General features: G+C 71.2%; 13 protein-coding genes. 2 read left to right on the top strand and 11 right to left on the bottom strand.

The genetic code is table 11. The annotated features are described in order from the left end of the window. Positions 1–145: 145 nt before the first annotated feature. The gene (locus tag BIV57_RS01265) at positions 146–1,174 is read right to left on the bottom strand and encodes a PP2C family protein-serine/threonine phosphatase (RefSeq protein ID WP_079169916.1); all 1,029 of its coding nucleotides are present in this window, start codon (positions 1,172–1,174) and stop codon (positions 146–148) included. A 351-nt stretch (positions 1,175–1,525) separates the two neighbouring features. Next, entirely contained in the window at positions 1,526–6,448 is a 4,923-nt protein-coding gene (locus BIV57_RS26305; RefSeq protein WP_071654680.1) for a DUF7927 domain-containing protein, read from the bottom strand. Positions 6,449–7,038: 590 nt separating this feature from the next. Here BIV57_RS26305 and BIV57_RS01275 point away from each other — a divergent pair. Beyond that, positions 7,039–8,433, top strand: a complete 1,395-nt coding sequence (locus BIV57_RS01275; protein ID WP_071654681.1) for a DUF7507 domain-containing protein — start codon at positions 7,039–7,041, stop codon at positions 8,431–8,433. 15 nt (positions 8,434–8,448) lie between these two features. Next, positions 8,449–8,973: a sortase domain-containing protein gene (locus tag BIV57_RS01280; RefSeq protein ID WP_139275373.1), complete on the top strand. Its 525-nt coding sequence runs from the start codon at positions 8,449–8,451 to the stop codon at positions 8,971–8,973. A gap of 164 nt (positions 8,974–9,137) precedes the next feature. Here BIV57_RS01280 and BIV57_RS01285 read toward each other — a convergent pair whose 3' ends face one another. The 9 genes from BIV57_RS01285 to BIV57_RS01325 form a co-directional block, all read right to left on the bottom strand. Continuing rightward, a complete protein-coding gene (locus tag BIV57_RS01285; RefSeq protein WP_071654683.1) occupies positions 9,138–10,196 on the bottom strand; it encodes a TIGR00341 family protein in 1,059 nt (352 codons plus the stop codon). Next, positions 10,193–12,094, bottom strand: coding sequence for an alkyl/aryl-sulfatase (locus BIV57_RS01290; protein ID WP_071654684.1), 1,902 nt, complete (start codon positions 12,092–12,094; stop codon positions 10,193–10,195). Before BIV57_RS01290 ends, BIV57_RS01285 begins: the two co-directional genes overlap by 4 nt. Positions 12,095–12,457: 363 nt before the next feature. After that, the gene (locus tag BIV57_RS01295; protein ID WP_071654685.1) at positions 12,458–15,364 is read right to left on the bottom strand and encodes a polysaccharide lyase family 8 super-sandwich domain-containing protein; all 2,907 of its coding nucleotides are present in this window, start codon (positions 15,362–15,364) and stop codon (positions 12,458–12,460) included. An 87-nt stretch (positions 15,365–15,451) separates the two neighbouring features. Next, the gene (locus BIV57_RS01300; RefSeq protein WP_071654731.1) at positions 15,452–17,362 is read right to left on the bottom strand and encodes a DUF2264 domain-containing protein; all 1,911 of its coding nucleotides are present in this window, start codon (positions 17,360–17,362) and stop codon (positions 15,452–15,454) included. A gap of 58 nt (positions 17,363–17,420) precedes the next feature. Continuing rightward, entirely contained in the window at positions 17,421–19,076 is a 1,656-nt protein-coding gene (locus BIV57_RS01305) for an extracellular solute-binding protein (protein ID WP_071654686.1), read from the bottom strand. Between the two features lie 116 nt (positions 19,077–19,192). Next, on the bottom strand, positions 19,193–20,389 hold the full coding sequence (locus BIV57_RS01310) for a hypothetical protein (RefSeq protein ID WP_071654687.1): 1,197 nt from the start codon (positions 20,387–20,389) through the stop codon (positions 19,193–19,195). 64 nt (positions 20,390–20,453) lie between these two features. Next, complete coding sequence (locus BIV57_RS01315) at positions 20,454–22,208, bottom strand: hypothetical protein (protein WP_071654688.1); 1,755 nt, start codon at positions 22,206–22,208, stop codon at positions 20,454–20,456. Positions 22,209–22,849: 641 nt separating this feature from the next. Then, positions 22,850–23,860 carry a hydroxyacid dehydrogenase gene (locus tag BIV57_RS01320; protein ID WP_107409394.1) on the bottom strand — a complete coding sequence of 337 codons (1,011 nt, stop codon included), beginning with the start codon at positions 23,858–23,860 and terminating at the stop codon, positions 22,850–22,852. 326 nt (positions 23,861–24,186) lie between these two features. Continuing rightward, a complete protein-coding gene (locus tag BIV57_RS01325; RefSeq protein WP_071654689.1) occupies positions 24,187–25,284 on the bottom strand; it encodes a LacI family DNA-binding transcriptional regulator in 1,098 nt (365 codons plus the stop codon). Between the last annotated feature and the right edge of the window lie 183 nt (positions 25,285–25,467).

Genomic DNA, 25,467 nt, shown 5'->3' on the forward strand with positions numbered 1-25,467 from the left:
TCCGGTCGCCAACAGGCCGCGGCGCGCCCAAGGGCCGAGGCCTTGGGAGTGCGGCTGGGGCGGGGTGGACTGGTTCGCAGACCTCGGGGCCCCGGCCCGGTGCGGGTCTCCCCTTGCGTGGCAACGTCGCGTTACCGAGGGAGAGCTATGGGCGTGGTGCCGAGTAGTCGACCAGGAGCAGGGCCGAATCGTCGCTCGGCCCCGGTCCGGCGTGGCGGTCGGCATCGCTGCGCAGCTGCTTCAGGGCGGACGCCGGGTCCGGTTCGGCGAGCGGCGCGGCGGCCTGCTCGAGCAGGGGATAGAAATCGCCGTTGCGGTCGCGGGCTTCGGACAGCCCGTCGGTGTAGAACAGCACGCGCTCGCCCGGCGCGAGGGTGAAGCGCGCCGTCGGCGCCGGTTCGTCGGCCCGGGCCAAGGCGGCCATGCCGAAGGGAAGGGCGGGGGCTGGGGGCTCGGCGAGTTCAGCCTCACCCTGGCGGTCGGATGCGCCTCGTACCAGCAGCGGGGCCGGATGCCCCCGGTTGAGCAGTTCCATGGTGCCGTCGTAGCTGAGGTCAGCGACGACCGCGGTCACGAATCGCTCGCCGTCGGCCGACCGGTCCAGAGCACGTTCGATGCGTTCCTCCACCTCCTGCAGGCTGTCGGCGTACGGCGCCGACTCGCGGAAGGCGGCGATCACCGTGCCGGCGATGCGGACGGCCCCGAGCCCTTTGCCCTGCACGTCGGCCACAATCAGCCGAACCCGGTCGGGCAGGACGACCGCGGCATACAGATCTCCGCCGACACGGCAGCTGCGGGCGGCGGAGACGTAGGAGGCACTCAGTCTCAGGGGCCCGGCCCGCCGCGGCGGCGCCGGCAGGAGGAAGCCTTCCAGGGCCCGGGCCACGGCCCGTACGTCGACCAGTTCGCTTTCGGCTCGTTGTCGTCGTGCCGCTGCGTAGGCGGCGCCGGCGGTGACGTAGCCGATCGCCAGGAGCGCCACGTACACGCGCACGTGGCCCAGGATTCCGGTGATGGCGGCGGAGGCGAGGCACAGAGCGGCCGCGACGAGCCCCATTGCCACGACGGATCGGATCGGGCTGCGGGCGGCGGCCAGAGCTGGCCCTGCTGCATAGACTGGGAGTAGCCCTACATCGCTGCCGGCTCCGTAGTCGGCAGCGGTGACCAGGGACATCGCTCCTAGCGGCAGCCAGGTACTCCTGCGGCGTCCGACCGTGGCGGTCTCGGACATCGTGGACCTCCAGGCCGCGCGCCGAAATTTGGATGCCGCACCTCCGACCTGCGGCATCGCGCAAAAGTTCCCATAAGTATAGAAGATTCGCTTTGCTGCTGTTTGCTGCTGTTTCCTCGCAGTCTTCGAACCGCTACTTCGTTTGGGTCCCGGCGACGCAGAAGGAAGCAAGGGCCGCCAGCACGACCGCAGCAACGGCCGCGGGAGCGGGGCCTCGTCGCCGAGGCTCCGCTCCCGCGGTCTTATGGCCGCCTGGTCGTCGACCGGTTTTGGTTGGTGCCGGGCGGGATGCTCCTAGCGGGATCCACGGCGCCGGACCACGGTGGTGACCACGGCCCCGGAGGCGAGCAGCAGGGCGGCGGCAACGGCCAGGTAGATCGTGCTGTTCGGCGCGCCGGTGTCGGGCAGTGGTCGCACGGGCGCCGCCTGGTCGTTGCCCGGGTGTCCCTGGTGGGACGGCGCATTGGGCGGGCCGGGAACCTTGGTGGTGGTGGTGCACGGGTCGCAGGTGCTGCCTGACGGGCCGGTGACAGCGTTGGCCAGTACTCGGTCGCCTCGGTCCGGGTCGTCGACGGTAACGGAGTAGTGGACTGTCACCCTCTGCCGGGCCGGCACCGTTCCGTGCCAGGACAGCTTCGGTGCGGTATAGGAGGTGGCTCCGGCGGTTGCCGTCGCGTCGGCGTTGTAGTGGGCGTCGTCCAGCACCTTGGTCAGGTCGTCGGTGAAGGTCGCGCCGTCGTATTCGGCGGCGCTGCTGTTGGCGACGGTGACGGTGTAGGACACCTTCTGGCCCGGCCTGGGTGACGTGGGCGCCGCGGTCTTGGCGATCACCAGGTGGTCTGCGGCGATGGTGGCCGTGTAGTCCTCCACCTCGCCGGGGCCGCCGAACCCGGCGGGTCGGATCGGCATCAGCGCCCGGTTCCGCTCCAGCGCGGTGTCTCCGAACAGGCGCAGCCGCAGGTAGGTGCGGCCCGGCTTCATCGGCGTCAGGCCCGTCCAGTGCAGCGTGACGCGGGTGGCGCCGGGGGCGACAGGTGCCTCGGCGCGTTCGGTGGTTTCGAAGCGGCCGTCGCGGTTGGTGTCGATCCAGCCGGCCACCATTGCGGGTTTGCCGGTGGTGTCGGTGACGCGGAGGGTGAGACTGTAGGTCGGTTGGTGCTGATGCAGGATGACGGGGCCGGTGACGGCGTCGTCGTGCTTGTCGAGGTCGGCTTGGGCGTTGGGCTGGCCGTTCTGCTCGGCGCCGATTCCGTGGCCCAGGTGCAGGCCGGGGGTGATCTCGGCGTAGGCGGCGTTGTGCTTGAGGAGGGTGCCGTAGGAGTCGGGGGCGTCGCCGAAGTCGAAGCCGGGGGTGGGCAGCACCACCTGGCAGCGGGGGTCGGAGGTCTCCGGGCGGCAGTTGGATCCGGGCGGGCCGGTGACGCGGTTGATGTAGCGGCCGTTCCCGCTGGGCTTGGCCGTCACGGTCACCGAGTAGGTGATGGTCGCGGTGGCGCCCTGGGCGAGGTCGCCGCTCCAGGTCACCGTCGGCTCGGTGTAGGCGACGGTGCCGTGGTCGGCCTTGGCGTCGTCGTTGTAGTCGGCGTCGTCCAGCACCTTGGCCAGGTCGTCGGTGACGACGGCGCCGGGGTAGGCGGCCTGCCCGTCGTTGTGGACGGTGAGGGTGTAGCCGATGCGGTCGCCGACCTTGGGGTTGTTGATGTCCGCGGTCTTCTCGATGACCAGGGTGGGGATGCCGGTGGTGGTGCGGCAGGCCGGGTCCTTGCCGCCCTTGGGGCAGTTGCTGCCGGGGGCGGTGACGGCGTTGGTGAGCTTCTTGTCGCCGCCGGGTGGGTCCTGGACGGTGACGGAGTAGGTGACGGCGACCGTGCCGCCGGCCGGGAGGTCGCCCTTCCAGTGCAGGTGGGGCTTGGTGTAGGTGACGCTGCCGGCGGTGGCCGCGGCGTCGTCGTTGTAGCGGGCGTCGTCGAGCACCCCGGTGAGGTCGTCGGTGAACGCGGCGCCGGGGTAGGCGGCCTCGGTGCTGTCGTTGCTGACGGTGACGGTGTAGTGGACGGTGTCGCCGGGCTTGGGGTCGGAGGTGTCCGCGGTCTTGCTGACGGTGAGTGAGGCGATCGGGTTCTCGGTGGTGCACTTCGGGTCGGTCGAGCCGGCCGGGCAGTTGGAGTCGGGCGGGCCGACGAGGGCGTTCTTCAGGGTGCGGTCGCCGAGTGCGGCCGGGTCGCCGTGGACGGTCACCGAGTAGCGGACGGTGGCGGTTGCACCGGGCTTGAGGGTGCCGGTCCAGGTCAGCTTCGGCCGGGTGTAGCCGACGGTTCCGGCGCTCGCCTTCGCGTCCTTGTTGTAGACGGCGTCGTCCAGCACCCCGGCCAGGTCGTCGCTGAGGGCGGCGTCGGTGTAGGCGGCCGTCCCGGCGTTGTGCAGGGTGACGGTGTAGGTGACCTTCTGGCCGGGGACGACGGGCTCGCCGACCGCGCTCGAGGTCTTGGCGATCTCCAGCAGGGCGACGCCGGTGTCGGTGGCGCAAGCCGTGTCGGCGGAGCCGGGCTCGCAGTTGGACCCGATCGGGCCGGTGGCGCGGTTCTTCAGGTGCAGGTCGCCCGAGCCGGGGGCGTTGATGCCCACCGAGTAGGTGAGGGTGGCGGTCTGGCCGGCCGCCAGGTCGCCGGTCCAGGTCAGCGTCGGGGCGCTGTAGGAGACGGCGCCGGCGTCGGCCTTGGCGTCGCCGTTGTAGGCGGCGTCGTCCAGCACCCCGGCCAGGTTGTCGGTGACGGTCGCGTTCGGGTAGGCGGCCTTGCCGGTGTTGGTGACGGTGAGCGTGTACTCGACGTCGGTGCCGACCTTGCCCAGGCCGGAGGCGTGGGCCTTCTTGACGATCCGCAGGGCGGCCAGGTCGACGGTGGAGGTGCACGCGGCGTCGGTGGAGCCGGCCGCGCAGTTGGAGCCGGGCGGGCCAACCACCGCGTTCACCAGGGCGGAGTCGCCCTCGGCCGCGCCGGTGACGGTCACCGAGTAGGTGATCGTCACCGTCTCGCCGGCCGGGACGTCACCGGTCCAGGTGAGCGCGTGCCCGGCGACGGCGACGGCGCCGGCGGTGGCCGCGGCGTCGTCGTTGTACTTCGCGTCGTCCAGCACCTTGGCCAGGTCGTCGGTGACCGTCGCGTTCGGGTAGGCGGCGGTGCCGGTGTTGGCCACGGTGAGGGTGTAGTCGATGCGGTCGCTCGGCTTGGCCTCGGAGGCCGAGGCGGACTTGGTGATCTCCAGGGCGGCGAGCGGGGTGCCGGTGGTGCACTCCGGATCGGTGGAGCCGGCCGCGCAGTTGGAGCCGGGCGGGCCGGTGACGGTGTTCTTCAGGGTCCCATCGCCCCGGAGCGGGTTGTCGACGGTCACCGAGTAGGTGAGGGTGACGGTCTTTCCGGCGGGGACGTCCCCGGTCCAGGTGAGCTTGGGCTTTGTGTAGGCGACGGTGCCGGCGGTGGCCTTGGCGTCCGCGTTGTAGGCGGCGTCGTCCAGCGTCCCCGCGAGGTCGTCGGCGATGACGGCGCCGCGGTAGTCGCCCTTGCCGGAGTTGGTGGCGGTGACGGTGTAGGTGACCTGCTCGCCCGCGGTGGCGTGCGCGGCGCTCGCCTTCTTCACCACCTTCAGGACGGCGGTGCGCAGGGTGGAGGTGCAGCCGTCCTCGTCGCCGGTGGGGCAGTTGGACTGGTCGGAGCCGGTGACGCGATTGGTGAGCACGCCGTCGCCGGCGGCCGGGTCCTTGACGGTGACGGAGTAGGTGAGGGTCGCCGTCTCCCCCGGAACGAGGGTGTGCGACCAGGTCACCTTGCCATCGGCGTAGGCGGGCGCATCGCCGAGGCTCGCCTTCGCGTCGTCGTTGTAGTCGGCGTCGTCCTCCACCTTCGCCAGGTCGTCGCGGACCGTGGCGTCGACCGGCACCTTGCCGGGGTTGGCGACCCTCAACGTGTACTCGACCTTGCTGCCGGGCACGACCGGCTCGCCGGAGGCCGGGGTGGAGGTCTTGGCGATGGTGTAGTGCGGCGTCTGGAACTCGACCTCCGCGCAGTCGGGGGCGTGCAGGCCGACCAGCGCGGAGATGTTCGCGGCGCAGTTGCTGTACATCCCGGCCGCCGCGGTGACCCGCACGCTCAGAGTGCAGGAGGACTGGCCCTCCGTCAGATCGCCGGCCAGCTTCACCGCCGTCCCGCCGGGCTCGGTGGTGACGGCGCCGTTGGCGCAGGTGGTGCTGGTGCCGGCCGGGTCGGCGACGGTCAGCCCCTTGGGCAGGTCGTCGGTGAAGGACCAGCCCTTCTTGGCCGCCAGGTCGGTGGTGTTGGTGACGGTGAAGGTGAGCGTCGAGGTGCCGCCGGCGGGGGCGACCTCGGGTCCGAAGGCCTTGCTCAGGTGCGGGGAGACGTCCAGCACCTTGATGTTGTCGAAGGCGGCGTCGTTGCCGGTGCCGGAGCCGTTGGCGTTGACCATCCGGATGCCCAGCTCGGTGCCGGAGAAGAGCACCGGCGCGTCGCTGTCGGCACTCACCGCCTTGGCGTTCCCGACGGTCTCGGCGCTCTTGTCGGTGCAGGGGTTGATCGCCTTGGAGGTAGCGGCGATTTCCTTCGCGCCGTCCACCAGGTAGAACTTCAGCTGCGGCCCGGAGACGCCGCAGTTCTGGGCGACCGAGTCGACGCCGAAGGAGATGAACCGCTTGCCGCTGGGGATCGACACGGGCTTGGCGGTCTCGAACTCGACCTTGTTGGCGCCCGTATTGGTCGTGGTGTAGGCCGTCACCGCATGGTTCTGCGCGGGGTCGGCGCTGCCGTGGAACTCGCCCAGCAGCTTGGCGAGGCTGCGGGAGTTGTTCCACCAGCCGGAGTTGTTGGCGCAGTCCTTGATGCCGGGCGCGTAGCCGGCGGAGTCGGCGTCGTTGACGACCCAGCCGTTGCAGTTGGCCAGCCACGCCGGGTCCGCGGTGTAGGTCTCGCTCAGCGGGGCGGCGCCGGTGTAGGCGCTGAGCCGGACGGCGCCCGCGGCCGGGCTGTGCTCGAAGTCCTCCTGGTAGAGGACGGTCGGGGCCTGGGGGACGCCGGTGGCCCGCGCCGACCGGTGCTGCGCCTGGCGGGATGTCGTGTGAAGGTTCCTGGGGCCGTGGGGGGAGGCGGACGCGGTGCCCCCCGAGACGGGGCCCAAGGCGAGGCCGATCGCCAAGAGGGCTGCGAGCACCCGCGTACGTCTATGGAGCGCTCCGATACGCATGTCGGCCCCGTTGGGCACCTTCGCTTCAGGCATAACCGGCAGATAAGCACTGCAATCGGTTGATCTCATTCCATGATCGCTAGTGTCGTGAAAGTCCATCCGATCGGACGTGGGCGGTCTCGCCTTCGACGGCGCCGCCTGCCAGCGGACCCTGGCCGAAGCCTCCCGGAGTCCCGCCTCAGAGGCCGCAAGGGGCAGTTCGACGCTTGCTCTCAGCGCGCCCCGACTCCATCTCCTGCACAGTAATCGCATCAGAGGCCGGTGTGCCGTGACCGGCGATCGGGCGGAAGCCCATTGGGCTGCAATCCGCCCAACGACCTGAATCCGACGGCACAACCATAGCGCCCGTGAAAGATCGCCACGTATAGGAAATTACTCGACTTTACGAAGATATTCTCAGCGCGGCGCGCCAACCGTGTCTGCTTTTTTCGGACAACTATGTTTCGGGGAGCGCACCCCCAGATGTGGCGCGCTACTCTCGGAAAGGACTCACAGTGGCAATTCCTCCCAACGTATCTTCCCCTGCGCGCGGACGCTCACGGCGCAGACGCACGCTCATGACCGGGCTCGCCCTGATCAGTGCCAACGCCTTGCTGGCGACCGCGTCTCCGCAGGCACACGCCGCCGGCGGTTCGGTCATCCTCAGCGAGACCTTCACCGGCTCCAAGGTCCCCGACCGCGGGGTCCACCCGCTGGCCGACGCCTGCCTGACCGGCGCCATCACACCGCCGCCGCCCTCGGCCTCCACCATCGGCCCCTGCACCCACACCACCAGCGCCCCGCTCCCCGGAACCCCCGGCTACCTGCAGCTGACCGACGCCGAGCAGCAGCGCAACGGCTCGATGATCTACAACCGGCCGCTGCCGGGCAACGGCGGACTGCGCGTGGAGTTCGAGCAGTACCAGTACGGCGGCAACGGCGCGGACGGCATCGGCTTCTTCCTCGCCGACGGCTCCCGCAACGTCACCGCCCCAGGCGCCAAGGGCGGCTCGCTGGGCTACGCCCAGTCCAACTACGGCGGCGTCAACGAAAACGGCGTCCCGGGAGGGTACCTGGGGGTGGGTCTGGACGCGTGGGGCAACTACGCCACCGACGGCAACGGCCGCGGCACGGGCTGCGCGACCAAGTCCCCGCACACCGCACCCACCCGCTTCCCTAACGCCGTCACCCTGCGCGGGGCGGGCGACGGCTTCGACGGCTACTGCGTCCTGGCCTCGACCATCGGCGCCGACGGCAGGAGCACCCTGCCCGGCTCGCTGCGCGCGGACACCCTGGCGGACGCCAAGCGCACCGTGGTGATCGAGGTCTCCGCCGAGGCCCGGCCCACCGTCACCGTCAGCATCGACTTCCACGACGGCAACGGATCCCAGCAGGTCCTGAAGTACACGATGCCCAAGGACGCCCCCAAGACCTACAAGTTCGGCTTCTCCGGATCCACCGGAGGGGTGCGCGACACCCATCTGATCCGCAACCTGAAGGTCTCCTCCGTCAAGCCGCTGGATGCGCTGAACCTGGTCAAGCAGGTGGACCAGAGCAAGCACAAGCAGCCGGCCAAGTACCGCCTCGGTGATGTGGTGCCCTATCAGTTCGTCGTCACCAACACCACCACCCGCACGCTGACCCAGGTCAAGGTCCACGACCCGAAAATCAAGCACGTGCGGTGCGAGGACACGACCCTGACCCCCGCCGGAACAGCCGGATCCAGCACCACCTGCACCGGCACCTACAAGATCACCGACCGCGATGCACTCAGAGGTCTGTCCACGAACACCGCGAGGGCGGCGGGGAAGAACCCGGACGGCGACAACGTGCCCTCCAACCCCTCCACCGTCACCGTCCCGGTCGTCAAGATGCCTCCCAAGCCCCACCACCCCAAGCCCAAGCCCAAGCCGATCAAGGCCCCCAACACCGGCCGCAGCCTGCAGCCGGCGACCGGACCGCAGCCGCAGTAGACCGTGACCACCCTCATGCAGCGATCCGCGGCGGCCGCTCTGGCGGCCGCCGCGGCCCTGACCGCCACCCCGGCCCCCGCGGCGGCCCGGCCCGCCGACCCGCGCCCGGTCCGCATCCAGATCCCCGCCCTGAAGATCGACGCACCCGTCATCGCCGTCGGCCTGGGGCCAGGTGGCGCGCTCGGCACCCCGGCCCACACCGACGCCAAGTCCGTGGCCTGGTACAACCGCAGCGCACCCCCGGGTACGCCGGGACCGACCGTCATGGACGGACACATCGACACCAAACGCGGCCCGGCGGTCTTCATCCACCTCGACCGGCTCTCGCGTGGAAGCCGCATCACCCTCGTGCGCCGCGACCGCAAGCGCGTGGCCTACGCCGTCGACGCCCGCCGGATCGTCAACAAGGACCGCTTCCCCGGCACGGAAGTGATGGCCGACCACCACCGGCCGGAACTGTGGCTGATCACCTGCGCCGCCCCGTACGGAAGGCACGCCTACGTCAACAACCTGATCGTCCATGCGCACGCGGTCCGCTGACTGCACGACACGGTCAGCTGGACGTCAAGCGGCGGCGGACCAGAGCAGCTTGCAGAGCATCAAGGTCCGGCTCCGGTGATGACGGCCGGAGCCGGGGCCCGCGGTCGGTTCAGGCTCGGGCTCCGCGTGTGGTGCGACGGCAGACGGGGGATGTTGATCGAGGGTCAGTCCTGAGTGCCCGTCAGGGAGACGGTGCCGCTCTGGACGGTGCAGCTCGCCGCATGCGCCGGGCACCAGTGGGTGCGTCCGCCGACCAGGTTGATCTCCAGGTCGGCGCCGGCCATGCCGTGCCGGTCCAGCGCGATGCGCAGCTCGGCGGGGGCGGGCTGCGGGGGCAGGCCCAGCACCCCGACGACGACGGTGCCGTTGTGCGCGTCCACCGAGGCGATCTCCCAGTGGTGCGGGGCGGCCCACTGCTCGGCGACCGGCTTGGCGCGGGCGGCCAGCGAGCGGTCCTGGGCCACCGCGATGGTGCCGAAGGTGAGCGGGGTGGCGATCAGCAGCACCACGGCGGAGACGGCGGCGAGCGTCCAGCCGCGGAAGCGGCCCACCCGAAGTCCCGCGGAGCGCGCGGCACTCCGCACGTCGTAGGCGAGGAAGACGATGGTGCCGGTGGTGACGATGGCGGCGACGTTGGTGGCGAACAGGAGCGCCGACTCGCTCGCGTCGTGGTAGCGGCCCACCGTCAGCAGCAGGCCGGTGACGGCCAGCGGCGGCACCAGCGAGATGGCGATCGCCACCCCGGGCAGGGTGTCGGAGATGTCGGTGCGCACCAGGGCGAACGCTCCGACGGTGCCGGTGGCCAGCGCGGCGATCAAGTCGATCAGGCGCGGGCTGATCCGCGAGGAGACCTGGCTGTTGGAGGCGAACGCGTCCGGCGGCGCGACGATCAGTCCGATCAGTGCGCCGATCGCCACCACCGCGAGCGCGCCGAGCAGCACCAGCAGCGCGCTGCGCACGACCTTGCGCCGGTCGGCGAGCACCAGGGCGAGGGCGGATCCGAGGATGGGCGTCATCAGCGGCGCGACGATCATTGCCCCGATGACGGTGGCGGTCGAGTCGCTGACCACCCCGGTGGTGGCGATCACCGCCGCGAGCACCAGCAGCACCCAGAACCGGCTCGAACTCGGGCTGCGCCAGGACCGCTCGATGAACAGCGCCTCGGCCATCCGCCGGGCCGCCGCCGCGTCCACGCGGCGGCGGCTGTGGGAGGTTTCGCTCATGGCGTGACGATGGCGAAGTCCGGGTCGGGCGCGTCCAGGTAGCCGAAGAGCTCGGCGAGCTTCGCCGCGTCGCCGGACACCGTCACCCGCCCCGCCAGGTCCGCCGGCGTCACCGCGCCCGTCAGCACCGCGCGCAGGTCGGCCTCGTCCAGCGTCACCTCCACGTCGGGGGTGCCGGCCGCGGCCGGGGTGGCGCCGGTGACATGGGTGAGGACGCCGTTGCGCAGCCGCATGCTCACCGGATCGGCGCCGTTGAGGTGCCAGCGCACCGCGATGTCCGCGTCCCAGGCCTTCGGCCCGTCCACCCGGATGGCGACCGCGTCGAAGAGCTGGTCCAGCGTCAGCGCGGCGAGCAGGTCCGGCGGTGAGGTGGACGTCGGGGTGCCCACCCCGCCGTTGCGCAGCTCGTAGGCGCCCATCAGGTAGAAGTTCCGCCAGGTGCCGTTCTCGCTGCCGTAGCCGAGCTGCTCCAGCGCGTCCGCCTGCAGCGCCTTGGCCTCGGCGTTGGAGGGGTCGGCGAACACCACGTGGTTGACGACCTCCGCCACCCAGCGGAAATCGCCCCGCTCGAAGGACTCCCGGGCCCGGCGCAGCACCTGATCGGCGCCGCCCATGAACTCCACGTACCGCCGGCCGGCCTCGACCGGCGGGTGCTGCCACAGATGCGCCGGGTTGCCGTCGAACCAGCCCAGGTAGCGCTGGTAGATCGCCTTGGTGTTGTGGCTGACGGACCCGTAGTAGCCGTGCGTGTGCCAGGCCTTCTCCAGCGCCGGCGGCATCCGGATCGCCTCGGCGATCTCCGGACCGGTCATGCCCTGGTTGAGCATCCGCAGCGTCTGGTCGTGCAGATAGCCGTAGAGGTCGCGCTGCTCGGTCAGGAACCCGGCGACCCGCTCGCGGCCCCACACCGGCCAGTGGTGGGAGGCGAAGGCGACCTCGGTGGCGTCCCCGAAGAGCATCACGGCCTCGGTGAGGTAGCCGGCCCAGACGTGCGGGTCGCGCACCACCGCGCCGCGCAGGGTGAGGAGGTTGTGCAGGTTGTGGGTGGCGTTCTCGGCCATGCACAGCGCGCCGCGGTCCGGGAAGTGGATGTTCAGCTCGGCCGGCGCCTCGGTGCCGGGCGTCATCTGGAAGACCATCCGGATGCCGTCCACGGTCTCGCTCTGCCCGGTCCCGGTGACGTCCACGGTCGGCGGGATGAGGCCGACGGCGCCGGTGGAGGTGGTCTGGCCCAGCCCCGCGCCGATCTGGCCCCGGCCGCCCTTGGGCAGCGCCGCCCCGTACATGTAGGCGGCGCGCCGCGCCATCGCCGTGCCGGCGTAGACGTTCTCGGCGACCGCGTGCTCCAGCAGCCCGGCCGGGGCGATGATCGGGACGCCGCCGGCGACCTCTTCCTCCGTCACCACGCCCCGCACGCCGCCGAAGTGGTCGACATGGCTGTGGGTGTACAGGACGCCGGTGACCGGCCGCTCCCCGCGGTGCCTGCGGTACAGCGCCAGCGCGGCGGCCGCGGTCTCCGCCGAGATCAGCGGGTCGATGACGAAGACGCCGCGCTCCCCCTCCACGAAGGTGACGTTGGACAGGTCGAAGCCGCGCACCTGGTAGATGCCCTCGACGACCTCGAAGAGGCCGTGCTTGGCGACCAGCCCGCCCTGCCGCCACAGGCTGGGGTTGGCGGTGTCGGGGCACTCCTCGGCGAGGAAGGCGTAGGCGTCGGTGTCCCAGACGGTGCGGGCGCCGTCCTCGGAGGCGATGGCCGACTCCTCGGCGGCGGCGATGAAGCCGCGGCTCGCGTCGTCCTCGTCCCGGGTGTCGTCGAAGGGGTAGCGGCCGAGGATCTTCTTGTTGCCCTCGGCGATGCTCGGCTCGGCAGGCCGCGGACCGGTGCTGATGGACATTCAGCGCTCCCTCGATGGCAGTTGGTCGTGTCCCGGGCGGCGGGCACGCCTCAGCCACATTCCCCCATCTGCACATGAGGCGATCATGGTTGTAGGCCGTTCGGGGCAGTCCCCGTGCACGGGGAAGGGGCCCGCTCCCCGGCAGCTGGGAGCGGACCCCGGATCATGGGGAGTGCCGTGGCTGACGCCCGGTCACTCCTTGGCGGCAAGCATCGTGTTCGGCGCCGCGCACCAGGCCCGGACCCTGCATAATGCGGTGCGGTCTGGCGCGCTGCGATGTGCGGCGGCAATAACTGTCGGGCTACCGCCGTGGTGGGCCTGCCGCCGGCCGACGGCGGCCGGATGCAGCGCTGCGGTGCGGGTTCACCGGGTGATGACCTCGAGCACGGGGGCGTTGGCCGTGTTCTCGGTGCTGTGGAGTACCACTGGCAGGCCGCTGCTGTCCTGCCACAGCGCCACCGCAGCGGTGCCGGTGCCGCCGGCGCTCGGGGATGCGGCCCGGGCGGCGGCGGTGACGTCCAGGCCGACCCAGTCGCCGCGAGTGATGAGCGGCCCGGAGCCCAGAGCGGTGCCGAGGGAGGGGGCCGAGTTCCACGTGACGCCGGTCTGCGTCCAGTCCGCGCCGTCCAGCAGGTAGGCCACGACCTCACTCCGGGCCGGGGTCGGGTTGGTCACCGTGCCGTAGGCCCACAGCATCGCGCGCTCGATCTCGCCGTCGGTCCCGGACAGGTCGAAGGCGAGCAGGGCCCGCTGGTTGCCGCTGCTTGCGCCGGTGTTGGCCACGGCCAGCGTGGTGGCGGCGCCGAAGTTGGTGTCCGCCTTGGGGCCGTCCTGGATGTAGGTGTCGGCGGTCGGGGCGAGCCGGGCGGCACGGGCCGGACGGACGGGTGTGCCGCGGTGGCCGAGAGTGGCGGAGAAGGTCTTGCCGTGCGATCCGCCGACCTCGACCAGCAGGGCGGTTCGGCCTTCGGGGGCGGCCAGCACGGTCACACCGGGATCGACGGTGGCGCACGGCCGGGCAGGCCCATCGAGGGTGACGGTGACGGTGGCGGTGGTCCGCGAGGGGTCGGAGACGGCCAGGTGCAGGCTGCCGGCCTCTTCGCGGAGGATGACCGAGGCCGGAGCATCCACGGTGATGGGGCCGATGCGGCCGGAGGCGAAGAAGTTCGCCATGGTCAGTCCCCGTCGGGGATGGTGAAGGGCCTGGACGCGGTCGGTGTTGGCCAGCACCTCGCACTGCGGGTCGGCGGCCCGTTGCGCGGTCTGCTCCGCGGTGGCGTTCGGCAGCAGGATGTAGGCGTAGGTCGCGTCGGTCGGGGTGGGGCCGTGGTCGATCAGCAGGTTGGCGTAGTGGCGGGTGGCGGGTGCGGTGCTGCCGGTGGGGTTGATGTCGGCGTACGCGCCGCTGCGGTCGCTCCGGGCAGCGGTGAGCGCGGCACCGGAGGGGAAGACGTAGCCGGCCACGCCCTCCAGTGCCGCCCAGCGGGCCTTTGGGAAGGTCTGGGACCAGCCGGCGTCGGCGGGCTGCTGCTGGCCGTCGACGGTGAGGGTGGCGGTGGCTTGGTGGAGGTTGCGGTTGTCCACGACCGTCCCGGTGGTGGCGGTGGTGGTGTTGGTGATGCCGGCGCCCAGCGCCACCACGCAGTCATCGAGGCAGAACCAGGACTTCTTGGCCGTCAGCGGGGACTGGATGGCTTTCACGTCCTGGCCGATCGCCGCGTACCGCCCGACGAGCACGGCGCCGCCTGCCCAGCTGGTCGCGGGGCGGTCGTCGTAGGCGGTGCCGGCCGGAAGCAGGCGGGTGTCGACGGTGGTACCGGGCAGGGCCTGGGGGTCGACAGTGGGCCAGAAGGCGTCGTTGAACTGGGTGTTGTCCTGCTCCAGGTAGAGGTAGGTCATGCCGTCGCCGGTGTGCCAGCCGTGCGGGTTCTCCCCGTTGAGGCATTCGTACCAGGCAGTCCGGTCCGAGCTCATGGAGATGGCGTAGGCCCAGCCGGGACGGCGGTGGACGGCCCGGTCCATGTCGTGGAAGAGGGTGTGGCCGGTGGGTTCGGCGGCAGCGGGTATCGCCGGGTCGTCCATCACCGTCGTGGCGCGGGCGATCAGGTCGATGTTGGTCTGGCCGGCGAGCGGTCGGGAGGTGTTGCGCCGCATCCAGCCCTTGGCGATCGAGCGCCACTGCCCGGCGCGCTGCGGGTCCTCGATGGTGTCGGCGAAGCGCAGCAGGGTGTGCGCCGCGGTCATGCCGTCGTCGGCGTCCTGCTCCTTGTAGCGGGACACTGCGCGGCCGCGCACCGCGTCGAGCATCAATCCGTTCCAGACGCACGGCGCCACGCCTTGGGTGAGGGCGTGGTAGACGTGGTCCAGGTTGGGGTCGGTGATGGGCCAGGCGGTGCCGGCCAGGGCCGCGGTGAGCAGCGCGAGGTCGCCGAAGTAGACGCCGGCGTAGGTGCCGGTGTAGGCGACGGAGTTGTGCTGGACGAAGGATCCGTCGGCGTACAGGCCGTCGCTGACCTGGGTGTAGGCCAGGGTGGGCGAGATGCCAGCGATGCCTTCGGTGATCTTGGCGGCGTCCTGGCCGAGTGCGCCGCGCACGATGGCGACCCGGCACACGTCCAGGCGGTTGGCGCCGGTGGAGGTGCCGATCCGGCTGAAGGTGTCGATCGCCGTGCAGTAGTGGGCGATCTGCTGAGCGTGCAGTGCCGGGTAGATCAGGGTAGCGGTGTCCTGGAGCGCCTGCGGGGAGCCGATGGTGAAGTCCCAGCTGTTGTCGTAGACGTGGGTGCTGGGGTTGTAGACGGTGGCGACCATGAAGTCCAGGCCGGCGGCGATGGTGGCGGCCAGTGCGGTGTCGCCGCTGAGGTTGGTGCCGGGCATGGCGTAGGCGGTGGCCAGGGCTTTGAGGCGGCTGAAGCTGGCGGTCATGTTGGCGGAGGAGGTGCCCAGCGGCAGGTCGGGCCACAGCAGGGTGCGCGCGGTGCCGGTGTCCATCGTGGCGCGGGTGGCTGTTGCGGCGGTGCTCATCGCGGTGAGGGCGGCGGCAATCTGCGGGTCGCTGCTGGCGTAGGGGGCGCTGGTGATTGCGGTGGTCCAGTTGGCGCGGACCGCGGCGAACGGATCCGTGTCGGCCGGGGACGGCGAGGGTGTCGGCGCGGCCGCGGCTGCGGGGCCGGCCGGCAGGGCCGCGAGCGTGCTTAACGAGGCGGTCAGGCCTGCGGCCCCGAGGCCGATTAGGCGGCGTCGGGTGAGCGGATGGCGGTGGGTGCTCATGGTGGTCCTCCTGCAGGAGCGGGCGGATATCGGGTGGTGGATCGGGGCGGGCGGTAGACGGGCGGCCCGGGCCGGTGCGCCTTGTGCTCAGGCCTGCAGCTCGGTTCCCTCCGGGAGCCGGATGCGGGCGACGTCGTCCTCGACGGTCACGGTGATCGCTTCGCGAAGGGCCCGGGGGTGCAGGACATCCCGTGCCAGTGCCACCAGCGTCACCAGCACAGTGTGGCCTGCGGGGTGGGCGGCTCGGGTCAGGTAGGGGGTGGCGGAGTGCGGCCCCAGCGCGTTGGCCTCGGTCTCGCGGGCCACTGCGGCCGCGTCCCAGCCGTACAGGCCCACCACGGCGCTGCTCAGCTGGTCGGCGTTGCGCGCCAGCGCCCAGCCGTCGCCGGTCAGCGCGATCGGCTGCTCGGTGCAGGCGACGGCGTATCCGCCCTCGCGGATCGGGGTGCCGGCCGGGGCGTCGATGCGGTGCACGCGGATCTCCCACGGACCGTGGATCAGGCTGGTGGTCTCAATCCGGTGCCCGGTCCCGGGCTCCTGGCCCGGTAGGTGGGCGGTGTGCCAGGAGGAGGCGCGGGCGCCGGAGCATTCCAGCGGGTGGATGCGGCCGCGGTGGGAGGGCGTGCCGTCGGGGGCGAGCAGGGCGATGTGGTTGTCGAGGTTGCGGGACCAGGCGTGCGGGGCCGACTCGGGCGCGGTGGAGCTGGAGTAGGCGAACTTGGCGTAGTGCGGGTTGTGTGCGACCACGGCGGTCGGGCTGAAAGGGAGGTCCTCGTCGGGCAGGTGGTCGCTGCCGTGGTTGATCAGCCGGACGATGCCGTCGTTGCGGGTGCCGTGCAGCAGCCAGCCGGGGGCGGGCAGGGCGGTGACCTGATCGGCGGTCTCCAGCGGAAGTTGGCACTCCATCGCCGTCCAGGCCGCATGGTCCGGCGGCAGCAGCAGGCCGAGGAAGCCCGAGGACGCCCAGTAGGGCGAGGCCGGGCCCGAGTAGGGCTGGGTGAGCGGCAGGTAGGGCTGGTACCAGCCCAGGCCCAGCAGCCCGCGCTCGTCGGGGACGCCGCGGTCGGCGAAGTGCCGCATGGTGGCCGAGGCCAGGCGCCGTGCCTGTCCGGGCGGCAGCGGGGTGCAGTCGGCCAGCTCGCCCATCCAGACCGGCGCGAGGCAGGCGAACCGGTAGACCAGCGAGCGGCCCTGGTGGACCGGGGCGCCGTCGCCGCCGAAGAACTGCGGATAGTGGGTCAGGAACGCGTGCAGCCGCTCGCGGTAGACCTCGGCGCGGGAGGTGTCGGCGCCGGGTGTGGCGGTGGCGATCCGGGCCCACAGCAGTGGGTAGGTCTGCAGCATCCAGCCGCAGTAGTAGTCGAAGTTCTTGCCGCTCCCGTCGGTGTACCAGCCGTCGCCGACCCACCAGTCCTCGATCCGCTCCAGGCCGGAGTCGATGTCGTCCTGGGCATGGGGCGCGCCGATCGAGGCCAGGAACTGCTCGACGACGACCTGGAAGAGCCGCCAGTTGTTGTCCGGGATCCGGGCGCCGACCACGCCCGACAGCCAGTCGACGGTGGACTGCTGCACGGCGGGGTCCAGCCGGTCCCACACCTGGGTGCGGCTCTCGTGCAGGCCGATGGCGATCGAGGCGGCCTCCACAATCTGCTGCGACAGGTCGGTGATCGGGGCCCAGGCCTCGCCGCTCCTCGGGTCGGTGCCGGCGGCCAGGCCGTCGGCGTACCGCTCGATGAGGTCCTCGGTGCCTCCTTGCGCGCCGGCGATGCGCACGGCTGCCAGCAGGAAGCTGCGGGCGAATCCCTCGAGGCCGTCGGAGGTCACCCCTGAGCGGCTCAGGCGCCCGGGAAGCCGGTACTGGGCGCCGCGACGGGTGGCGTACGGGACGAGCGCATCCAGCAGCTGGTCGGCAGTGGCCTCCCAGTGCGCCCGGGTCCACCCGGTCAGCGGGGACAGGCGGCGGTCCTGGGGCGGCAGGCGCAGGTGAGGGGGCGTCATGGCGTGCAGCGGCATTCTCAATGCTTTCTGTGGAGGCGCCGGGGGTGGGGAGGGGCCGCTACTTGGTCGTGTTGGCGGCCAGCTCGGAGGCATACTCGTGCGCCATCCGGTCGCCTCCGCCGCTCTTCCACTTGTGCACCGCCGCGTCCCAGGTGCTCACCTTCTGGCGGCCGGTGATGATGCCCACGATGGTGTCGCTCATGTTCTGGGTGAGGGTGGCTCCGGTGGAGGTCGCGGTGTCGGAGCGCAGGCCGTTGGTGGGGTCGGAGATCATCGTGGGGCAGGTCAGCTGCTGCCACTGGTGGATGCTCTTGATGCCCTGCTGGGCGCCGGGAACGTAGAGGACCTGGGGGGCGTCGCACAGGTAGCCGAACGGCAGGTTGACGTTGTTCTCGCTCTGGCCGCGCTTGGTGGGCGTCGGGTCGCCGGAGGCGCTGAAGGTGAAGTCGACGCCCTCCACGCCGTAGTGCATCAGCTGGTACTCCTGGGTGCCGAACGGCGAGGCCAGGTGGTCCAGCACCCGCAGCACCATCTTGATCTTCGCCTTGGGCAGGTTCTTGTTGATGACGGTGTAGCCGAACTTGTCGTGGCCCGCGTACGGGGTCGGGGTGATCCCGCTCGGGGTGTAGAGCGTCATCGGCTCGGCCGCGAAGTCGTGCACCAGGTTCAGCGTGGTCAGCAGCGCGGTGAAGCCGTCGGTGTAGGACTTGACGGTGCCGTTGTAGTACATCGTCTTCAGATCGACCATGGACGTCGAGGCGGAGTCGGGGTAGTACAGGCCGGTCTTCCACAGCGTGTTGAGGTAGCTGAGCATGTCCTTCCAGTGCGGGCTGGCGAACTGGGAGGTGAAGGTGCCGCCCTTGAGGGACCAGCCGTTGGGGATGCCGAAGCACATGGCGTGGGCGGTGTAGCCCAGCGAGCCGTCCTGGGCGCCGCCGGTGCCGTACTGCTTGCCCCGGGTCAGATCGCGCAGGATGCCGGTGAACTGGTCCTGGGTCAGGTTCCCGTCCGGCTTGTAGCCGTGCTTGGCGAAGTCGGTGCCGTTGATCCACAGCACGCTGGAGGGCTTGGCGCGGGTGATCGGCACGCCGTAGATGCCGCCGTGGAAGCGGCCGACGCTGCGCCAGGAGCGGGTGGGTATGTTGGCGAGGTTGGGGTAGTCCTTGACGGCGTCCCCGGAGACGTAGTCCGACAGGTCGGCCATGGTCTTCATCACGAAGTCGGCCTCGTGCGGCAGGTTGAAGCCGCCGCCGATGTTGAGGACGTCGGGCAGGTCGTTGCCGGCCATCACGGTGGCCATCTTGCTCTGGAAGTCCGAGGCCGGCACCGCGGTGAACTCGATCTTCACGCCGAGGGCCTTTTCCATCGCCTGCCAGTAGGCGTTTTTGGCCTCCGGCGTCGGCGGGGTGCCGTAGGTGATGGTCATGACCTTGAGCGTGGAGCCGTCGCCGGGCTTTCCCGAGGTGCCCTTGGTCAGCTTTGCGGGGTAGGTGAGGTAGGCGTCGTCGATGCCGCGTGCGGGATCGCCCTTGAGGTCGGGTGCGGGGCCCGTCTTGGGTATGTAGGTGGGCCAGGGGGCGAGTTTGGTGCCCTTGTTGGCGACGTTCCCGCTGCTGGCGCCGGAGCCGCAGGCGGTCAGGAGGGTCGGAGCGGTCGATGCCGCGACGGCGGCACCGGTGGTGCGCAGCAGGGTGCGGCGGGTCAGGGCTGCCATGGGTGTTCTTCCCTTCGTGGTGGTGGCCGGTGTGCATGCTGGTGCCGGGTTGTTGTTCGCCGTCCGCAGCGGCGCGGCGCGGGTGGTGTGCTCGCGCCGTGCGGCGGTCGGGATGCTCAGCCCAGGGCCAGCGGGACGGTGCTGTCGCCGAGTGCGGTGGTCAGGTGCAGGGGTGCGCTGGAGACGGTGTGGGTGGCGGCCACGGTCAGCTGCAGGGTGGTGCGGAAGGTGGCACCGGGTTCCAGGGCCGGGACGGAGGCGTTCGACCAGGTTCCCGAGAGCCCGGCGGGCAGGGCGTAGGGCATCTGCAGCACGGTGGCCGACGTGGTGGCGTGCGAGGTGTTGGTGAGGGTGACGGTCAGCGCGGTGGTGGCGCCTGCGGTGACGGCGCAGCTGCCGTCCGGGGCGGTCGCGGTCGCGGCCAGCGGGCCGGACTGGATCCGGCGGTGCTGGTCGGCGGCGACCTCGGCGCTGAAGGCGCCCAGCCAGCCGCAGGCGCTGGCATCGGCTGCCGGCGCGGGCTCCCACATGATCATGCCCTGGTCGTTGCTCTTGATCACGGTGAACATCCGGCGGACCTGGTCGGCGCTCATGCTGGGCCCGTTCGGCGGCCCGGTCTGGGGGCTGACGAAGGAGTAGATCGGCTGCTTCGGTGCGATGGAGCGGTCGTTGGCGGCCGACTGCGCCACGTGCTGCGCCCACATCGTTGGGTCGGTGGTGGCGTAGATGTAGGCGTCGGGGGCGAAGAAGTCCAGCAGCCCGGGGGCGTGGAGCTGCTGGGTGAGGTCCAGATTGGCCGTCAGCCAGTCCCAGGAGTAGATGCCCACCGGCGCCTTCGGCATCGCCTGGTGGGTCCAGAGGATCAGCTGCTTCCACAGGGCGAGGGCGTGGGTGGCTGCCTGGCCCTTGAGGGAGCTGAGGATGATGCCCTCGAAGTCCAGCAGGACGGGGGCGTTCGGGGCGGCGTGGAACTGGGCGACGTAGGCGCGGACCATGGCCTGGTACTGGTCCTTGGTCGGCATCGGGTTGGCGCCGTGGTTGCTTGCGCATCCGGTGTCGGTGCAGCTGAAGTGGAAGGCGTCGTAGACGGTTGCGGCGGCGTCGGTGGCGCCGTATTGGTCCAGGCCGGGGGAATCGGCCTTCCGCTCGCTGGTGAACACGGCGAACGGGGCCTTGGGGCGGGCCGAGGCGCCGGCCGTGCCCGGGCCGGCGATGCCGGCGGCGGCCAGGGTGAGTGCGGTGGCGGCGACGACGGCCGCGCGGCGGGCCCGGCGGCGCGGGCCTGTGGTGCCGAGGATGCGGGGGATGCGCATGGCGGGATCTCCTTGACGCTGCGTCAGGCGGGCGGGTGGCATGGCGCGGTGGTGCCGCGCCGGCTCATGCGGTGGAGGCGATCCGGTAGGTGAGGGTGTCGGCGGGCTCGGCCAGGTCGATGCGCAGCAGGCCGTACAGGCCGCGGCGGCCCTCCCAGACCGACGGCACGACGATCACCCTGTCGACCGGGCCGCTGGTGACCTGGACGTCGACCGTCTCGTCTCCCATCCGCAGCCGGGCTCCGCCCGGCAGGGTCTCGACGGTGGTGTGCCGGTCGCGGCCCGTGTCGAGCGGGTAGGGGATGAGCAGGGAGGGCCAGCAGTGCGCGGTGGCCGTCGACTCCCGGACCTCGATGGCGGTTTCCTTGATGTCCACCGCCAGCCGGTGCCGGCGCGCGGGCAGGCCGTCGGCCTCGGGGATGGTCGCATCCAGGGTGAGGGTGGCGTCGCCGTCGGCGTCGGGCAGGGTCGCTGTGTGGCTGCGTGCGGACAGGATCTCCAGCGGGCTCGGGCCGGGGCTGCGGCGCAGGGCCAGGCCGATGCCGGCCCGCTGCTCGGTGCCGGTCGCGGTGGCCACGCCGAACCCCAGGGCCCGGCCCGGGCCGAACGCCAGGTCGGCGATGCCAAAGACGTCGTAGGCCTGGGACGGGTTGCCGTCCAGGTGGACGCTGGTGCGTCCGCAGTGCGCGACCGCGCGGTGGATCGGGGCGCCGTCGATCCGCACCGCATCACGGCCGACCGGCACCGGCGGCATCTCCTCGGTGCCGTATCCGTCCATCAGCGCGTCCGCGAGGAAGGCCAGGGCGAGGCTGGAGTAGTGGGCGTCGGCGGTGTAGCCCTCGTAGCCGACCCGGTGGTGTGGCGCCAGCAGGTTGTCGACGGGGCTGAACGGCCCGTCCGGGCGCTGCCGCTGGCCGAGGGCTGTCACCGCCAGGTCGGCCGCGCCACGGGCGGCGTTCGCCAGGGACGGGTCGTCGCCCTCGGCGGCGAACCAGGCCGCGGCCAGGGTGAAGTAGGCCGCCTGGGCGCCGATCGTCCAGCTCTGCCCGGTGCTGCGGTGCGCGGATGCCAGGGAGCCGTCGGACAGCTGCACCGCAAGGGAGCGGCGAAGACCGGTGGCCATCAGCCGCGCCAGCTGCGGGCGGACGGCGCCGTCGTAGCCGTCGGCGAGGATTGCGGCGAGGTGGAGGCGGGTGAACAGGTCGTAGGAGTTGGGCAGTCCGGGCTCGGCGAAGAACCCGGACTCGACGTCGATCCGCTCTTCGAAGAAGACCGCGAGGCGCCGGTCGAAGTCCTCAAGCGTCCAGTCGGAGGCGCCCAGCCGGTGGCGGGCCCACTCGCCGCGCAGCCAGACCGACGCCCAGTTCGACGGCGGAGCGGTCTTGAACGACCGGGCCGGGTCGATGGCCGCGACCTGCTCGGTCAGGCCTCGGACGACCTCGAGGTCGGCGCCGAGGCCGGGCAGCAGGCGGACGGTCTTGACGATCGGAGGCCAGGTGAAGTCCCGGTGGTTGCCGCGGGCGAAGACCGTTCCGGTGAGGCGGTCGAATCCGGAGGCGGTGGGGGGCAGTTCGCGGTCACCGGTGTGGCGCAGGGCGGCCCTGGTCCCGCGCAGCGCGCGCTCCAGCCGCTCGGCGCGCTCGGGGAGCGGGCGCAGCGCGGCCAGGACGGCGTTGCCGTAGGCGTGGTAGGCGGTGCCGTACTGAGTGGGTTCGCCGAAGTAGGGGTCGTGGAGTTCTCCGTCGGGCTGCAGGTGGTTGCGGAAGCTGTCCACACCGGCGGTGAGGACCTGCAGGGCGCGGTCACGGGGAGAGGTCATGTACGGATCCAGGTTCACGGGCTGACACGGGGCGGAGTGCGGACGGAGAGGCGACGTGGCGGCCGGTCCACCGTCCCGGGGGTGCTCGAATCCTCAGGTTTGGTGCGCAAGGAGCGGCCGATTCTGCGCAGCGTGGACGAGCTGCACCTGACGCACGTTCCGATGCGGGCGCCACTGTAGTGCGAACCGATCGCTTCGGGAAGATCGATCACAAGGATCCCGTCCTCCCGGGCGGTAACGGACGGCCATCCAGAGCTTGAGGTCCCTATCAGAGCAGTTAGATGGCCTGGATCAGGGCTGACCAACGAGGTAGCACCCGTGCGAGCAAAGCTTCATTTAGAGACGTTCGATCGACTCTGTTAGGAATCGATCGCCTACGTGAGGACCAACCGTCGGGGCGGAACACCGATCCTGCTCCCCGGCGCACGGGTCGGAGCAGCCGATGCCGCTCGCTGTCATCGATCTCGTGGACCCGCACGCGCGCAGCACCCCGATGGCCCGTGGCCCGGTTGGCCGCTCCTGCTTCATCCGCCGGCTCGCCCCGGCCACCAAGGTCTTGGCGGACCGCCTGGGAGGCACAGCCGGTTGCGGTCGCCGTTCGACACGCACTCGAGCGGCCGCGGCGCGGCGCTCGCGGAGGCTCAGGCGGTGCGGGAGAGCTGGGCCTCGTGGACCGGGTGGTGGAACGGTCGGCCGAGTGCGAGGCGCTCCACTTCGTCGATTGCCGAATCCGCCATGCGTGCCAGCTCGTTGCCGACCGACCCGGCAATGTGCGGAGTCACAAGCGCATTGGGCAGCTCATACAGGGGCGAGTCGGCGGGCAGCACCTCCGGCTCGGTGTGATCAAGCACGGCGTGCAACCGGCCGGCGACCAGTTCCGTGACGAGGGCGTCGGTGTCGACTAGCGAACCGCGCGCCGTGTTGATCAGTGTGGCGCCATCCCGCATGCGTGCGAGCCGTGCCGCATCGAACAGCCCTCGGGTCTCCGGCAGAAGGGGAGCGTGCAGGCTCACCACGTCGCTGCGCTCGACCAGGTCGTCGAGGCCGACCAGGTCCGCACCGAGCTCCTTGGCCTCCGCGGTGCCAAGGAACGGATCGTGCACCAGCACCTGGACGTCGAACGGTTCGAGCAGCGCGATCACCCTCCGTCCGATGCGCGATGCCCCGACGATGCCGACGGTGCGGCGGTAGTTGCCCACATCGGGATGGCGTGCGGCCAGCTGCACCGCTGCCCGCTCGCTGCGGTAGGCATGGACGGCCGCGTGCACACGCTTGCCGGAGAACAGGATTGCCGCCAGCGTGAACTCGGCGACCGGGATGGCGTTGGCGGCCGCTGCCGACGTCGCGGTGATACCGCGGCGCCAGGCCTCCGCCGTCATGTAGCTCTTGACGGATCCGGCGGCGTGGACAAGTACACGGAGCCGCGGCATCCGCTCCAGTGCCTGCCTGGTCAGCGGCGGGCAGCCCCAGCAGGAGAAGAGGACTTCGGCATTCGCCAGGGCAGCAGCGGCGGCCGGGTCGGCGAAGTCCGTGACCAAAAGCTCCGGGTCGAGGTCCGCTACGCGGGCCAGCCGCTCCAGCTGCCTTGGACCCAGCAGGGACTGACGCACCCTCGGGTGCATGGCCAGCACGGTGGTGGGACGACGGTTCATACGACGGCTCCCGCGGTGGGTTCCGGAGCGCGAGCTGCGCTGGAAGGAAAGACGAGGATCGGCGCAACAACGGGCACGGGCCGCCGGTGCCTCCTGTCTCAGGGGCTCGGGCGTCGGCCGTGGGCGAGCCGGAAGGAGTGCCTGCTGTTTCCCCGCATCATCTGCTCATAGGCGATCAAGGTCAAGAGCGATTGATCGACTTGCATCAATCGGTTGCAAGTCAGGGCGGGTCTGGCCGGGCTCCGTGCGCGAGCTGGGAGCCCGACCGCGGCCGGACCCGCAGCGGTGGGAGCGTGCCGGTAGGACGGGATGCTGCACCGGCCGGGTCAGGCGCCGCTGGACTCCCGCACGGTCAAGGTCGGGAGCAGCGTGACGTGCTGCCGTGCCGAGGGCGGGGCATCGGGGGAAGCGGGGCGGGTGATTCGCTCCACCAAGAGCCGCACGGCTGCCGCCCCGACCTCGCGGCGGGGCGGCTCGACGGCGCTGAGCGCAACGCCGGCCAGACTCACCAGGTCGGCCTCGTAGGACACGAGCGCAATGTCCTGGGGAATCCGCACTCCGCGCGATTGCAGGCGCTGGACCACGCCGATGGCGTCCTCGTCGTTGTGCACGACGGCTGCGGTGACCTGACCCTTCACGAGTGCGGCGGACAGCTCTTCCACGGCGACATCGAGGCCTTTTGGCTCTCCGGGCGGGTCCATGGCGATGGGGGCGAGCGGCGACTCCGCACCGAGCTCCTCAAGCGCGGCGGCGAATCCCTCGTGCACCTGGGGGGAGGTGACGCTCTCCCTCGCCAGCAGGGCGATCTTGCGATGTCCGAGTCCCCACAGGTGGTCGACGGCTGATGCGGTGCCCCTCAGGTGGTCCGAGCGCACCTCGTCAAACCGCTCCAGCAGGGGGCCCCGTGGGATGCGCCGTTCGACGACGACGGTGGGCACCTCGAGGGTCAGCAGCCACTCGACCTGCTCGGGGGTCGGGACCCCTCGGCCCCAGCTGGGTACGATCAGGAGCCCGTCGATGCCGTCGCTCAGCATCCTGGCGACCTGGGCGCAGTCCTCGTCGGGCAGGTAGTGCGAGATGCCGAGGATCAGGCGGGCACCCCGCTCCGCCGCGGCATCCTGTGCGCCGCGGACCAGTTCAGGAGAGTACAGGCGTGTGCCGGGGACGATGATGCCGAGGACGAGGCCACTGCCGCCGTCAGGAGTTGACCGTCCGGCGGAGGCCGGGGCCGGATGGTCGTCCTGGGGCAGGACCGCACCGTGCAGACGGCGCAGTCGGCCAGCTTGGGCGAGCGTCTCGACGTCCCTGCGCGCGGTCACCGTGGAGACGCCCAGTTCCTCCGCGAGCTCCGCGATGCGCAGGCTCCCCCGTTCCCGGACCAGCGCGAGCACACGCTCCCGCCGCTCGTCCACGCTCAGTCGCATCCGGGCCTCCCCTGGCGTTCCCCTGCTGGGAGGGACAACCCTACTGTGCGATTGAGCGTTTGCGCACATGGTCCTGGCCTCGGCCTGTGACAGCAACCGGGGCCTGCCGTGGATGGCGCGCGACCTGCCTTCGCGCGACTGCGGCGGCTGGTGCGGTGCCGATCCGGAATCACGCCACAAGGC

The organism is Mangrovactinospora gilvigrisea (assembly GCF_001879105.1).
Lineage (GTDB): Bacteria > Actinomycetota > Actinomycetes > Streptomycetales > Streptomycetaceae > Mangrovactinospora > Mangrovactinospora gilvigrisea.